Raw genomic sequence first — 13,566 nt, 5'->3', positions numbered from 1 at the left:
ATGGACCTGCGCTCCGGAGGGCGCGAAGCCTCTCTCATGCATAGGCCTCGCGGCAGCGGCGATGAGCGTAGCGCCATGTGACCCCGACGCCGATCGCCAGGAGGAGGAAGGCAAGGGGGATCATGATGCTGACAAGGGTGATCATCGTGGCCGTCACCTGCAGGCCCAGCAGCATGAACAGTGCCGGAACGCAGCAAGCGTGCCCGGCCAGCAAGGCCGGCAGTGCGGCCAGCAGTCCCACCGGCGGCCGGATCCCGCAGCTGCGCGTGCAGAGCAGGGCAATGCGCGTCAGGGCCAGCTGGAGGCCGGCCAGGGCCCCCAGCGCAAGACCGATGAGCAGGTTCAGGGGCGAAACCAGCCAGATGGCAAATGGCAGCTCGACCACGCCGATGGCCTCGAATTGAAAGGGAACTCGTGCCTGCGTCCAGAGCTCGTCTGCCCTTGGAACGAGCCAGCCGTCCAAGGCCCGCAGCGTACCGTCGAACGCCAGGTCTCCAAGCGCCACCAGGTAGAGCAGCAGATAGACCAACGTCGTTGCACCCAGGATCAGCCGGGCCCGCGAATCCTCCATAAGCTGGCGTGACACCTCACTCATGGACATGGGTGTTCGGATAGAATGCCGCCCACGCAAACCACATCGCTTCGAAGGCGTTTAGGGCGCGCGCATCCAGGTCCTCGGGCCAGCGGACGTTGTCGGGTCCGGTGCCCTCCACCACGGCCGACTCCTTCGGCGCGCGCGGGACTTCGAATATGTATCCCGTATCGAGCCCCTCGTCATGGACGGCGACGAAGGTCGCCTCACGTCCTTCAAGGACCAGTTGGCCGGCTTCGCGCAGCCTGTCCTTGGGGAAGGCAACCGCTTCGCGTGCCGTGCGGGCGCCAAGGACGACGGCCTTGGGCGGAAAGCGCTCGTCCTCCTGCATGAGCGGGAAGATGGTCGAGGCCTCTGGCCTGTAATAGCCCTCCAGTGGAGTGTAGCTGCCATAGGGATCGCGTGTGTAATTACGTGCGAACCCCGTCCGGGTCGACAACACCTTCGTGTCGGGATGACGTTTGCGCCAGCGGCCCCAGGTCGTCCAGACAAGGGGCCGCTCCACAAGGGTCGCTCCCTCGTGCGGTCCCTCGGTGGCCACGCCGAGGATCTGGGGAAACCAGGTATCGCTCTGGCGGTCGTACATGATGAGATTGCTGTTCACCAGGCGACCGCTGACGCCGAAGGTCGTCTCCCCGCGCTCGAAGGCCAGCGAGGTGCCGGTCAGCGGGCAGTAGGTCACCGCCAGAGGCACCGAGCCGAACGCATCGTTGGCGATTTCATGCCAGACGAGGATACGCTGGGGATAAGCGCGTGCGCGATCCCCCTCGACCAGCCCGATCACCTTGTCAGCGTCCTCCAGATAGTCGTCCGCCTCCTGAACCGTCCAGAATTCCGGCGCGTCAATTGAAGGAATGCCATCTTTCCCGGGACCGCCGGAGAGCTTGGCCTCGCGATAGGCGTCAAGCGGCGCCGGCACCAGCCTGGCCCTGTCTCCCACCGTCGGAAAGGGAAGCGCAGCTTGATCGGAAGCCGAGATCGCAGCGCCGGGCGCGCCGAAGCAGACGCCTGCGGCAGCCGTACTCTTGAGAAAATCACGTCGCGTGATAGAGAGCATCGTATCCTCCATGCGCCGGACCTTCGGGGACAACCACCCTCACAAGGCCGAGCCAGCGAACTGCTCATGCCCGTGGATCATGGCACAGCAGCCCGTACGCTCTCCATCACCGCGCCTGTCACATCCTTTCACATTTGCGTTAGCGCGAGAGCACGCCTGACAGGGCCGGGAAATTACCTTTTATTGTAACTTGCATTATTCCACAGCCTGAAACAGTATGGAACATACCATGAACTTTCAGGAGGGCCTCATGTCCGAGGAACCATCCAGCATCCTGTCTCATGTGTCCCTTGGCACCAATGATTTTGCCCGCGCAACGGCCTTCTATGACGCCGTCCTGGGGGCCCTGGGCATCGGCCGCGTCATGGAGCATTCAGGCGCCGTGGCCTATGGCCGCGCCTTTCCCGAATTCTGGATCCAGACTCCCATCGACGGCCAATCCGCCGGCCTCGCCAACGGCAGCCATGTCGCCTTTCTCGCCGACACCCGGGAGCAGGTCGACGCCTTCTGGCAGACGGCACTGGAGGAAGGCGCCACCGGCGACGGCGAACCCGGCCCCCGCCCGATCTATGGAGAGCCCTACTACGGTTGCTTCCTGCGCGACCCCGACGGCCACAAGATCGAGGCCATGGTTTGGGAGGAGGACCTGCAAGACGCAGGCTAGCTGGACAGCCCCGAACAAGGCAGGGACGCGTTCATCGCCCCCTTTCCTCTGTCCAGGCGCGTGAGTCAGCCGAGGTAGTCCTCGTCCGAGACTTGCTCCATCCATTCGACGGCCGAGCCGTTCTGCGGCTCGGCAATGGCAATGTGGGTCATGGCGGTCTTGTCCGTTGCGCCATGCCAGTGCTTCTCGTCCGGCTCGATCCAGACGATGTCGCCCGGCCGGATCTCTTCCTTGGGGCCGCCTTCACGCCGGACCCAGCCAAGGCCTGCCGTGACGATCAGGGTCTGGCCCAGGGGATGGGTGTGCCACGCCGTGCGGGCGCCGGGCTCGAAGGTCACGATGGCCCCGCCGACCCGCGCTGGTTCCGGCGCCTGGAAGGGACTGTCGAGGCGCACAGCACCGGTGAAGTACTGCTCGGACCCCGTGGCTGACGGCTTCGACCCGTTGCGTTGAATATCCAATTGATGGCCTCCGTGACTCTGTGATCGAATCTGTCGCCCCTTGCCGATGGCAAAGCGACAGAAAACCCGTTCTATCCACTCGTAGTTTTGAATGTATGAGCGAAGGCCTTGTCAGATAAGGCCCTTTGCACTGCATCGGCACTATGTCGGGGATTCAGCAATGAAGAGGAAAAGCCGCGTTGCCTCAATTCGCGACACCTAGCTCCGTTCAACCCCTGCCCATTGCAGAACACCGTCATTGGCCCGAGACCTCTACAAGGACTGCCTCTCGCGCAGCTTCGCCGGTCACAAGCTTGAGGCCATGACAGGGCAAAAGACAAGAGAGCAGCTTTATCGGCTAAACTGCCACGCGGCAGCCCAACTCCGGCCTTTCTCGCGTCACGCGGATGGGCTAGACACTTTTCCTTATGGCACTCCTGCGTTCCTTCGCCACGGTCGGGGGGCTGACGGCGGTCAGCCGGGTCCTGGGCTTCATTCGCGACATCCTGATCGCCGCCGGACTGGGCAGCGGGCCGGTGGCGGATGCCTTCTTCGTCGCCTTCCGCTTTCCCAACCTCTTCCGCCGGCTGTTCGCGGAAGGGGCCTTCAACGCCGCCTTCGTGCCGCTCTTCTCCGCCCGGCTGGAGCAGGAGGGCCGCGAGGCGGCACGGCGCTTCGCCGGCGACGTCCTCTCGGTCATGCTGTCCGGGCTGCTGCTCTTCACCGCGCTCTGCCTGGCGCTGATGCCCTGGATCATGCAGCTCATCGCGCCCGGCTTCACGGAGAATTCCGAGAAGTTCGCGCTGACCGTGGAGCTGACCCGGATCGCCTTCCCCTATCTGCTGGCCATGGTGGTGACGGCGCTGCTCGGCGGCGTGCTCAATTCGCTCTACCGCTTCGCCGCGGCCGCCGCGGCGCCGATCATCCTCAACCTCTTCTTCATCGCCGCGCTGACGGTGGCCCTGCCGCATTTCGCCACTGCGCCGGGCCATGTCCTGGCTTGGACGGTGACCCTGGCCGGCCTGGCCCAGGTGGTCTTCCTGGCCCTCTGTGCGCGCCGCGCCGGCATGTCGCTCAGGCTGCCGCGGCCACGCCTGACGCCGGGGGTGCGGCGCCTGCTGGCGCTCATGGTCCCGGGCGTGCTCTCGGCCGGCGTGATGCAGATCAACCTGCTGATCGGCACCATGATCGCGACGCTGCAGGCCGGCGCGGTCTCCTATCTCTACTACGCCGACCGCGTCTATCAGCTGCCGCTGGGGATCCTCGGCATCGGCATCGGCGTCGTGCTGTTGCCCGATCTCTCCCGCAAGCTGCGCGCCGGGGCCGGCGAGGCGGCCCGGGACAGCATGAACCGGGCCCTGGAGTACGCCCTGCTGCTGACCCTGCCCGCCACCTTCGCGCTGGCCCTGGTGCCGGAAAGCCTCGTGACCGGCCTGTTCCAGCGCGGCGCCTTCGATGACGAAGCCGCCCGTGCCACCGGGCAGGCGCTGGCGGCATTCGCCATCGGCCTGCCGTCCTATGTCCTGGTCAAGCTGTTCCAGCCGGCCTTCTTCGCCCGCGAGGACACACGCACGCCCTTCCACCTGACCCTGGTCTCCATCCTGGCCAACGTGGCGCTGTCGCTGCTGCTGTTCTGGCGGATCGGCTTCGTCGGCATCGCGCTGGCCACGGCGATCTCGTCCTGGCTGCACGTGGTCCTGCTGGTGGTGGTGCTGTCGCGTCGCGGTTTCCTTGAGCCCGACCGGCGCCTGCTGGACCGCAGCCTGCGCAGCCTGCTGGCCAGTGCGCTGATGGGCGGCCTGCTGCTGGTCCTGGCTCCGCAGGTGAATGCGTGGCTCGCGATGGGCCCCTTGGGCCAGGCGGCGGCCCTGGCCCTGCTGGTGGGCAGCGGCCTGGCCGTCTATGCCCTGGCGGCCCTGCTGCTCGGGGCGGTCACACTGGGCGAGGTGAAACGCTTGCTGCGCCGGCGCAATCCTGACGCGGTTTCCTGAGCGGACAGCTTGACCCCGGGCCGGTCAGAGGCGATAAACCGCGCGGTCTTCTCTTCAAGTGATGATGGTCGCAACAGCATGAAGCGTATCTTCTCCGGCGTCCAGCCGACCGGGAACCTGCATCTCGGCAACTACCTGGGCGCAATCCGCCATTTCGTTGCTCTGCAGCACGACTACGACAGCATCTTCTGCGTGGTGGACATGCACGCGATCACGCTGTGGCAGGACCCCACGGAACTGCGCGCCCACACGCGCGAGATCACGGCCGCCTACCTGGCGGCGGGCATCGATCCCAAGGCCTGCATCATCTTCAACCAGAGCCAAGTGCCCGCCCATGCCGAGCTGGCCTGGATCTTCAACTGCATCACTCGGATCGGCTGGCTGAACCGCATGACCCAGTTCAAGGAGAAGGCGGGCAAGCATCGCGAGAACGCCAGTTCCGGCCTCTACGTCTATCCCAATCTGATGGCCGCCGACATCCTGGCCTACAAGGCGACCCACGTGCCGGTGGGCGAGGACCAGAAGCAGCACCTGGAACTGGCACGCAACGTGGCGCAGAAGTTCAACTACGACTACGAAGTAGACTTCTTCCCCGTCATCGACCCGCTGATCCTGGGCAGCGCACGGCGCGTCATGTCGCTGCGCGACGGCACGCGCAAGATGAGCAAGTCCGACACCTCGGACATGAGCCGCATCAACATGACCGATGACCGGGATGCCGTGGCGAAGAAGATCCGCAAGGCCACCACCGACCCGGAGCCCATGCCCGGCCCCGACGTTCTCGATACCGAAGGCGAGCTGCCCGAGGAAACCCGCAAGCAGCGCCCGGAGGCCTACAACCTGCTGGGCATCTTTGCCACGCTGGAGGATCGCGACCTGCGCGCCGTGCTCACACAGTACGAGGGCGCCCAGTTCTCGCAGTTCAAGAAGGATCTGACGGACCTGGCGGTCAGCCGCCTCGGGCCGATGGGGGAAGAGATGAAACGCCTGAAGGACGATCCCGACCACGTGGATTCGATCCTGCGGGACGGGGCGGAACGTGCCAACGCCATTGCCCAGCCCATCGTCCGGGAGTGTCAGGAGATCGTCGGCTTCCTGCGTCCGTAGAAGGCGCGCCCGCAATCGGTTCGATCCGCGCGCGGCGGGCTCAAGGCATTGGACTTGGCGCCGGAAGCAGGTAAGTTCGCATCAGGCCCTTTGCGCGCCCCCCTGCAGCGGCGGCGCGCAATCGACGCATGCAGGGAGCGCATCTTGATCGCCAGAAAGCGGCTGCCGGGAACAGACAACATTGCTGAAACCAGCGGTGGGAGGTCCTGAGCGCCGTCATGCAGATCTACCTGCCGATCGCTGAAATCTCCGTAGACGTCTTCCTGCTGCTCGGCCTCGGCTCGGTAATCGGCTTCCTGTCCGGAATTTTCGGGGTGGGTGGGGGTTTCCTCATGACGCCCCTGCTCGTCCTGATCGGCATTCCCCCGACCATCGCGGTCGCCACACAGGCCAATCACGTGGTGGCCTCCTCGGTCTCGGGAGTCTTCGCCCACTGGCGGCGCGGCAATGTCGACTTCAAGATGGGGGTCGTACTGCTGATGGGCGGCTTCGTCGGTTCGACCCTGGGCGTCGCACTCTTCTCCTATCTGCGCGAACTGGGCCAGATCGACCTGGTCATCAACCTGTCCTACGTCACCCTTCTCACGATCGTTGGCGCGATGATGCTATGGGAGGGCGTGCGGGCCTTCCTGCGCCGGCGCAGCAAGCTGGCGCCCGGCAAGCTGCATGTCCACACCTGGGTCCACGGCCTGCCGCTGAAGACGCGTTTCCGCAAGTCACGGCTCTACATCTCCGCCCTGTTGCCCTTCGGTATCGGGCTGATGGTCGGCGTGATCAGCGCCATCATGGGCGTGGGCGGCGCTTTCATCCTGGTTCCCTTGATGATCTACCTGCTGGGAATGCCCACAGCGGTGGTGATCGGCACCTCGCTGTTCCAGATCATCTTCGTTTCCGCCAACGTCACCTTCCTGCAGGCCAGCCAGAACCACACCGTGGACCTGGCACTGGCCATGCTGCTGATCGTGGGCGGCGTGATCGGCGCCCAGCTCGGCGGGCGCATGGGCGCCCGGCTGCCGGGGGACACCCTGCGCATTCTGCTGGGCATCCTGGTCATGATCGTGGCCGTTCGCCTCGGCGTCGAACTGGTGACCACCCCGGATGACCTCTACAGCCTGGGGGTCGAGCCATGAAGCCGCGCCGCATGATCCTGTTCGTGCTGCTGCTGGCCGGACTGACCCTGCCGGCGCGGGCCCTGCCGCTGGTGGCCGACCTCTCCAGCCACCTGGTCGCCATCACCACTGGCTTTACCGGCTCCGAGGTCCTGCTGTTCGGCGCAATCGAGCAACCGGGAGACATCGTCGTCGTGGTGCGCGGGCCTGAGAGCGAACAGCGCGTCATGCGCAAGAGCCGCGTGGCCGGCATCTGGATGAATACGGCCAGCGTGGTCTATGAAGAGGTCCCGCGCTTCTACGCCGTTGCCAGCAACCGTCCTCTGGGGGACATCGCCGACGAAGCGGTGCTGCAGAACCAGGAGTTCGGGGTCAATCGCTTGCGGTTCACACTGGAGGACAGCAGCAGCCTGGCGCCGGAGGACGCCGGGAAATGGCGCCGCGCGCTGATCCGGCGCAAGCAGGATGCGGGACTGTACTCGCGCAGCACCGGCCGCGTGGCCGTGCTGAGCGAGCGCCTGTTCCGCACCTCGGTCTATCTGCCGACCAACGTGCCAACCGGCATCTACACCGCGGAGATCTATCTGCTGCAGGACGGTCAGGTGGTGAACGCCCAGACCACGCCGCTCGCTGTCAGCAAGGTGGGCATCGAAGCGGATCTCTATGCCTTCGCCTACGACCGTCCCGCGCTGTACGGTCTCGTTGCCGTCCTGACCGCACTGATGGCAGGATGGTTCGCGCATCTGGCCTTCCGGCGCCCGTAAGCGGGAGTGAGGCGTCAGGCCCCTGGCAGTGGAATCGGACCATGACAAACGACAACGAAGACAACACTGAGGTCACGACCTCCAAGGACAAGCAGACAGAGGGCAATACCGAACGCGTCATGCTGGTCGTGGTCGACGAATCCGAGGAACTTGAGGTGGCCCTGCGCTATGCCTGCCGGCGTGCCCGCCATACCGGCGGCCGGGTGGCCCTGCTGTATGTCCTCGAGCGTTCGGAATTCCAGACCTGGCTCGGCGTCGGCGAGCTTCTCGCCCAGGAAGCACGCAGCGAGGCCGAGCAGCTCCTGCAGCGCGCCGCCAAACGGGTCACGGAAATGGCCGGCTCCATGCCGATTCTCTATTTGCGCGAAGGTGTGACCAATGACGTTCTGTTCAAGCTGCTCGACGAGGAAGACAGCATTTCCATTCTGGTCCTGGGCGCCAACACGGGCCCCGGCGGGCCGGGTCCGCTGGTCTCTTCGTTGACCGGAAAGTTCGTCGGACGTCTTCGTGTTCCCGTCACGATTGTTCCTGACAGGCTGACCGAAGAGCACATCGACGCCATAAGCTGAGCATCCGCATTGCCGCTATGCATGCTGGGAGCTTGAACTTTGGGCAGAGGTTCTCCACTTTCCAGATAAAGCCGTGCGATATCGGACTTGACCACGTAACTGAGGCGGACGAGCAGAGGCCATGTTTATTCAGACGGAAGAGACACCGAACCCGGCGACCTTGAAGTTCCTTCCGGGACAGCAGGTTATGGAGAAGGGCACAGCCAGCTTCGAGACAGCCGAGCAGGCGCAGGTGTCCCCTCTGGCTCGGCGCCTGTTCGAAATCGAAGGCGTGTCCGGCGTGTTCTTCGGGCAGGATTTCATTTCCGTCAGCAAGACGGACGACAAGGAATGGTTCGTTCTCAAGCCCTCCATCCTGGGCGCCGTGATGGAACATTTCGTGGCCAAGCACCCGCTCTTCGACGTCGAGCCGGGCGCCTCTGACGAGGCGGAAGAGGACCATGGCGAGGACAGCGAGATCGTCTCGACGATCAAGGAACTGCTCGACACACGTGTTCGTCCCGCCGTCGCGCAGGACGGGGGCGACATCATCTTTCACGGCTTCGATCGCGGCATCGTGTACCTGCACATGCAGGGTGCCTGTTCCGGCTGCCCGTCCTCGACGGCCACGTTGAAGATGGGCATCGAGAACATGCTGCGGCACTATGTGCCGGAAGTGGTAGAGGTGCGCCCCATCAGCTGAGGGCAAGACGAAAAATCCGTAACGGTCGATCGGGGCAGATTCGGCCGGGTGGATGTTTTTGTTTGGGAAAGAGTGAGGCAGATGGACGGAAAACGGCGGTATTTCGACCGCAGCACGGAGGGGCCTGTGCTGGGTCTGGTGCTCGCGGCAGTCATGACGGCACTTTTCGCGCAGTTCGAGACGGATACGGGATCCGACCGGACAGCCAGCCTCGACCTGCCGGAGTTCAATCCCGTGGAGACGGCACTGGCAGAGGAAGGAGCGGCGCCCCCGCCGCGTCCGGGAACCGAACCCCAGATGGATCCGTCACGCCAGACAGCCTACCGCAACACCGAAATCGAACTTCCGGACCTGGATCGCCCGGACTTCCGCAACATCGAGATCCTGGCCCCGGCAAGCACGAGGGACCTGCAGAACAACTTTGCGCGCGTCGACTACAAGCTGGCCGAGGTGCGTGAGGGCCGCGCCGAAGTGCCGCGCCTCTATGTTACCGGCCTGCCCCGCGATCTCGACAACCTCTCTTCCGTCGACGACAAGAAGCGGGCCTTCCTGCGCAGTGTCCTGCCGCTGGTCCTGCTGGCGAACCAGGAGATCGAGGCCAAGCGCGAGCACATGATCGAGCTGCTGGAGCGCCAGCAAGCCGGAGGCGTCCTCGATGCCGAGGCGCGGGCCTGGCTCGACGAACTGGCGCGGCAATATGGCGTCGAGGACGGCAATACAGACATCCTCAAGCGGCGCGTGGACGTGCTGCCCGTCAGCCTGGCGCTGGCTCAGGCCATCGTGGAAAGCGGCTGGGGCACCTCGCGTTTCGCCGTCGAAGGCAATGCCCTCTTCGGTCAACGGTCCTGGGGCGAGAGCACGGAGGCGCTGATACCCGATAGGGATCGCTCCGTACGCGTACGCGCCTTCGAGGACCTGATGGATTCGGTACGGGCCTACATGCACAATCTGAATACCCATCCAGCCTACAGGGAGTTCCGCCGAAATCGCGCCGAGACCGTGGCCCGCAAGGACACCGTCGACGGCTATGACCTGGCCGCGAACCTCGAGGACTATGCCGAAATCAACAACTATGTGGAAAAGCTGCGCGGCCTGATCCGGAGCAACCGGCTGCAGGAACTGGAAGAGGCGCGGCTGGATGACGGCGGCAGCTTCTATGCCCGACTGCACTCCTTCGAAACCAGGCGCTGACGCCGGCGCCTGGACAGGGACGGCCCTGATCTAGAACGGCGCGGCTCAATCCTCGGGGACGAGAAACTGGCGCCCGAACCAGCGCCACCGCCCCTCGTCGGCCGGCATCGTGCAGTTGACACGGGTCCGGCCCTCCGGTAGCGGGCCTGCGAAGCGCAGTTCGATGCGCCGATCCAGTTGCTCCAGCTTCACTTCGGGACCGCTGCTGTAGCACGACAGCCCGGACAGTGCGCCTGCAGCCTCCTCGACCGTGAAACCGGCCACCGGTGGATTGTCGTTCTCGCCGACCAGAGGATCCTCCGGGGTGACGTCCCGGGCCGGCAGCGGACGGGCATTGAGGATCGTGTTAAGCCGGTCCTCGTCGCTGTAATCCTCGTTGAGCGCAAAGCGCGGCAGGTTGAACCGGTTCAGAGTTGTCCCGATGACACCGGAATGCTGGCCGAAGGCCGCCTCGAAGCCGGCCTCCTCCACCAGCTCCTGCACGGCCTTGGAGCTTTCCCCGTAGGGATAGGCGAACAGGCTGGGGATCTGGCCCAGCTCCTTTTCGAAACGGGCGTTCGCGCGTCGGATTTCCTCCTCGTTCCGCTCCAGGCTCTGCTGCGGCATGCTGGGATGCGAGGCCGTCTGATGGCCGATGCTCGCCAGGTCCGAGGCCGCGAGTTCGCGCAGCTGGTCCCAGGTCATGTAGGGGGCCGTTTCCCGGTCGAGCACGTCAGTGGCAACGAACAGCGTGAAGGGAAAGCCGGCCTCCCTGAGGCGCGGCCAGGCTTCGGTATAGACCGACCGGTAGGCATCGTCGATGGTGATGGCCACCGTGCGATCGGGCAGCGTCTCCCCCGACTCCAGAGCTGCGACGATGTCACCGAGCGCCATGACCTCGTAGGGACCGCTCTCGAGCGTCTCGAGCTGGCGTTCGAACTGCTCCAGCGTCACGTTGGTGCTGGGGTAGTCGCTCTCTCCGAAACGATGATACATCAAGACCACGGCGCCGTTGTTCAACTCGGCCTCGGTCATCTCCGCGGCGGCCGGAAGGCCACCGGTGAAGATCAGGCCAACAGCCACTGCCGCCGGCAGGCAGGCACCGAACCCTCGAAGACATCGTCGCCCCATTCTGCCCAGCATGATACAAAGCCCCCAATTGCGTTGCGGAATGGCGCAAGCGCGCCGCCTCCATACCACCTTGCGTCGCCGCGGACGAGGTCTTGCCGGGTATGGCCTCTGGCTGACCCTTCCGGCCCATTGAGCTCTTCCCCGGATTTCCCGATCCGATCCGCCTCCAACCTACGTCAGCATCCACGGCAGCGACAAGCCACCAAAGGTAAAACTTGTCCGTCTGCCTAAGGGGTACCAAGTGGCCTGTTATGCCGGCAGCCCGTCGGCCACGGTTTACACAGGCAAGGAGGTTGTACGGTGCAGCAGACAGCAGCCAGAAAAACCCGCGACGCAGACGACGCCCCCGACAGCGAGGCCCTCGACGACCTGGCCTTCGACCAGATCTTTCTGAAGGCACGCACCCATAACGCCTGGCAGGACCGCCCTGTCCCCGACAGCCTGCTGCGGCAGCTGTGGGAGACGGCGCGCATGGGCCCCACCAGCGCCAACTGCCAGCCCATCCGGCTGGTCTTCGTGAAGTCGCCGGAGGCCAAGGAGGCGCTGAAGCCCCACCTGGCCAAGAACAATGCCGACAAGACCATGAAGGCGCCGGTGACCGCGATCGTCGGTTACGACGTGGAGTTCCACGAACACCTGCCGCGCATGTTTCCCCATGCCGACGCGCGATCCGGGTTCGCCGGCGAGCACAAGCACGAGGCGCGCGTGGAGAATGCCTTCCGGAACGGCAGCCTGCAGGGCGCGTACCTGATCATCGCGGCACGGGCGCTGGGTCTCGATTGCGGCCCCATGTCGGGATTCAGCAACGAAGGGGTGGACAACACCTTTTTTGCCGGTACGACAATACGCTCGAACTTTCTCTGCAACCTCGGCTACGGCGATCCCTCCGTGCTGCACGAACGCCTGCCGCGCTTTGACTTCGACGAGGTCTGTCGCATCGCATGACACCTGACTCCTCCTCCGGGCCGACCGTCCTGGCCCTTGACACCTCTGGATCGGCCGGTTCCGCGGCCGTGTTTCGCCAAGGCCACGTGGCGGCCGCCCGTTTCGAGATCCGCAGCCGCGGCCATGCCGAGCGGCTGATGCCCATGATCGCGGAGGTGCTGGAGGAGGCGGCGACAAGCTACCAGGACATCACGCGCCTGGCCGTCACCGTCGGACCGGGCAGTTTCACGGGCGTACGCGTGGGGCTGGCCACGGCCCGCGCACTTGCGCTCGGGCTCGAGTGCCCGTTGCTCTGCCTCGACAGCTTTGCCCTGCTGGCCGAACAGGCCCGCGAGGCGCGTTCCGGAGACGAGGACACTGACACGCCGCTCGCCGTCCTGATCGACAGCAGACGGGGAGACGTCTTCCTGCGTTGCTACGCCGCTTCGGGCGCCCCTCTGGGATCGCCGGAGGGCTGCTCCCCGGACGCTCTGCTCGCGCGGCTGCCGCGCGGCCCCCTGCGGCTGGCGGGCGACGGCGCGGAACGCGCGCTTGCCCTCCCGGAACTTGCGGAGCAGCCGTACCGGTTCGTGGAGACCGCACGACACTGCGATGCACGCAGCCTGGCCCACTGGGCGGCCCGGCCGTCGGCGACCGACGACAGCCTGGCCGCGGCACCGCTCTACCTAAGGGCGCCGGATGTCTCGCGTCCACGAGAGGCCTCCGCACAGTGAACCGTTCGGCCGAGGGAAAGGGCTCGCCCCACTCTATCCGTGCCGGTACGGAGCGCGACATCGCCCCCCTGGCCCAAGCGCACCGACTTTGCTTCCCCGAGGACCCCTGGGACAGGACAACCTTGGACGCCCTGTTCCGCCTGTCCGGCTACTTCCTGCGCCTGGCGGAGAACGCGAGGGCCGAACCTGAAGCGCCGCCCGCCGGCTTCTGCCTGGCCAGGACGGCGGCCGACGAAGCCGAGGTCATAACGCTGGGGGTGCTGCCCCAAAGCCGACGCATGGGCTTGGGGCTCACCCTGCTGGCAGACGTGTGCGCCCAGGCACGGGCCCTCGGCGCCCGGCAGCTCTTCCTGGAAGTGGCCGAAGACAATCACTCTGCTCTCGCCTTGTACAGAAGCGGCGAATTCGTCGTCACTGCCCGCCGTCCTGCCTACTACGATCGGGGACGGCGCACCCCCGTCGATGCTCTGGTTATGGAGCGGCGAATTTATTAGTTTCGCAATTCTTGCCTCTATTTTTCATCATCCTCGATGGACATGATCTGGGCTGGAAAAGTTTGATTCCCGTAAAATGAGCCAAGTGAGCATAAATAAAAAAATACTTGGTTGAGCAGAAAAGCGTATTGTCAAGCA

15 protein-coding genes are annotated in these 13,566 nt (G+C 65.0%); 11 read left to right on the top strand and 4 right to left on the bottom strand.

Annotated features, from left to right (window positions below):
* Window positions 1-34 precede the first annotated feature (34 nt).
* Together ACFOW6_RS10440 and ACFOW6_RS10435 are read right to left on the bottom strand one after the other, a co-directional pair.
* Entirely contained in the window at window positions 35-595 is a 561-nt protein-coding gene (locus ACFOW6_RS10440; RefSeq protein WP_382422304.1) for a hypothetical protein, read from the bottom strand.
* A complete protein-coding gene (locus ACFOW6_RS10435) occupies window positions 588-1,649 on the bottom strand; it encodes a DUF3179 domain-containing protein (protein ID WP_382422303.1) in 1,062 nt (353 codons plus the stop codon). Before ACFOW6_RS10435 ends, ACFOW6_RS10440 begins: the two co-directional genes overlap by 8 nt.
* A 250-nt stretch (window positions 1,650-1,899) precedes the next feature.
* On the opposite strand from ACFOW6_RS10435, the gene ACFOW6_RS10430 reads away from it, so the two are divergent.
* Window positions 1,900-2,313, top strand: coding sequence for a VOC family protein (locus ACFOW6_RS10430; protein WP_382422302.1), 414 nt, complete (start codon window positions 1,900-1,902; stop codon window positions 2,311-2,313).
* Between the two features lie 65 nt (window positions 2,314-2,378).
* Here ACFOW6_RS10430 and ACFOW6_RS10425 read toward each other — a convergent pair whose 3' ends face one another.
* Window positions 2,379-2,774 carry a (R)-mandelonitrile lyase gene (locus ACFOW6_RS10425; protein ID WP_382422301.1) on the bottom strand — a complete coding sequence of 132 codons (396 nt, stop codon included), beginning with the start codon at window positions 2,772-2,774 and terminating at the stop codon, window positions 2,379-2,381.
* Window positions 2,775-3,181: 407 nt separating this feature from the next.
* On the opposite strand from ACFOW6_RS10425, the gene murJ reads away from it, so the two are divergent.
* From murJ to ACFOW6_RS10390, 7 genes are all read left to right on the top strand, one after another.
* A complete protein-coding gene (gene murJ, locus ACFOW6_RS10420; protein WP_382422300.1) occupies window positions 3,182-4,744 on the top strand; it encodes a murein biosynthesis integral membrane protein MurJ in 1,563 nt (520 codons plus the stop codon).
* A gap of 78 nt (window positions 4,745-4,822) precedes the next feature.
* Window positions 4,823-5,851, top strand: coding sequence for a tryptophan--tRNA ligase (gene trpS / locus ACFOW6_RS10415; protein ID WP_382422299.1), 1,029 nt, complete (start codon window positions 4,823-4,825; stop codon window positions 5,849-5,851).
* A 218-nt stretch (window positions 5,852-6,069) separates the two neighbouring features.
* Window positions 6,070-6,981: a sulfite exporter TauE/SafE family protein gene (locus ACFOW6_RS10410; protein WP_382422298.1), complete on the top strand. Its 912-nt coding sequence runs from the start codon at window positions 6,070-6,072 to the stop codon at window positions 6,979-6,981.
* Window positions 6,978-7,724 carry a TIGR02186 family protein gene (locus tag ACFOW6_RS10405; protein ID WP_382422297.1) on the top strand — a complete coding sequence of 249 codons (747 nt, stop codon included), beginning with the start codon at window positions 6,978-6,980 and terminating at the stop codon, window positions 7,722-7,724. The genes ACFOW6_RS10410 and ACFOW6_RS10405 overlap by 4 nt, the downstream gene beginning before the upstream one ends.
* A gap of 41 nt (window positions 7,725-7,765) precedes the next feature.
* Window positions 7,766-8,293, top strand: coding sequence for a universal stress protein (locus ACFOW6_RS10400; RefSeq protein WP_382422296.1), 528 nt, complete (start codon window positions 7,766-7,768; stop codon window positions 8,291-8,293).
* A gap of 121 nt (window positions 8,294-8,414) precedes the next feature.
* Complete coding sequence (locus tag ACFOW6_RS10395) at window positions 8,415-8,975, top strand: NifU family protein (RefSeq protein ID WP_382422295.1); 561 nt, start codon at window positions 8,415-8,417, stop codon at window positions 8,973-8,975.
* 81 nt (window positions 8,976-9,056) lie between these two features.
* On the top strand, window positions 9,057-10,166 hold the full coding sequence (locus tag ACFOW6_RS10390; protein ID WP_382422294.1) for a glucosaminidase domain-containing protein: 1,110 nt from the start codon (window positions 9,057-9,059) through the stop codon (window positions 10,164-10,166).
* Between the two features lie 45 nt (window positions 10,167-10,211).
* On the opposite strand, the gene ACFOW6_RS10385 is transcribed toward ACFOW6_RS10390, so the two are convergent.
* Window positions 10,212-11,288 (bottom strand): polysaccharide deacetylase family protein, encoded by a 1,077-nt coding sequence (locus ACFOW6_RS10385; protein WP_382422293.1) that lies wholly within the window; start codon window positions 11,286-11,288, stop codon window positions 10,212-10,214.
* Between the two features lie 288 nt (window positions 11,289-11,576).
* Here ACFOW6_RS10385 and ACFOW6_RS10380 point away from each other — a divergent pair, with 288 nt between their 5' ends.
* Genes ACFOW6_RS10380 through ACFOW6_RS10370 form a run of 3 tightly spaced genes read left to right on the top strand, consistent with a single transcriptional unit; the run spans window position 11,577 to window position 13,428 of the window.
* Window positions 11,577-12,221: a malonic semialdehyde reductase gene (locus tag ACFOW6_RS10380; protein ID WP_382422292.1), complete on the top strand. Its 645-nt coding sequence runs from the start codon at window positions 11,577-11,579 to the stop codon at window positions 12,219-12,221.
* Window positions 12,218-12,934, top strand: coding sequence for a tRNA (adenosine(37)-N6)-threonylcarbamoyltransferase complex dimerization subunit type 1 TsaB (tsaB, locus tag ACFOW6_RS10375; RefSeq protein WP_382422291.1), 717 nt, complete (start codon window positions 12,218-12,220; stop codon window positions 12,932-12,934). The genes ACFOW6_RS10380 and tsaB overlap by 4 nt, the downstream gene beginning before the upstream one ends.
* Window positions 12,931-13,428, top strand: a complete 498-nt coding sequence (locus ACFOW6_RS10370; protein ID WP_382422290.1) for a GNAT family N-acetyltransferase — start codon at window positions 12,931-12,933, stop codon at window positions 13,426-13,428. Before tsaB ends, ACFOW6_RS10370 begins: the two co-directional genes overlap by 4 nt.
* The last annotated feature ends 138 nt before the right edge of the window (window positions 13,429-13,566 follow it).

The organism is Fodinicurvata halophila (assembly GCF_042651425.1).
In the GTDB taxonomy this organism is placed as follows: domain Bacteria; phylum Pseudomonadota; class Alphaproteobacteria; order Kiloniellales; family DSM-21159; genus Fodinicurvata; species Fodinicurvata halophila.
Note: the sequence above shows the minus strand (reverse complement) of the source record. Positions and strands in the feature narration are given on the sequence as shown.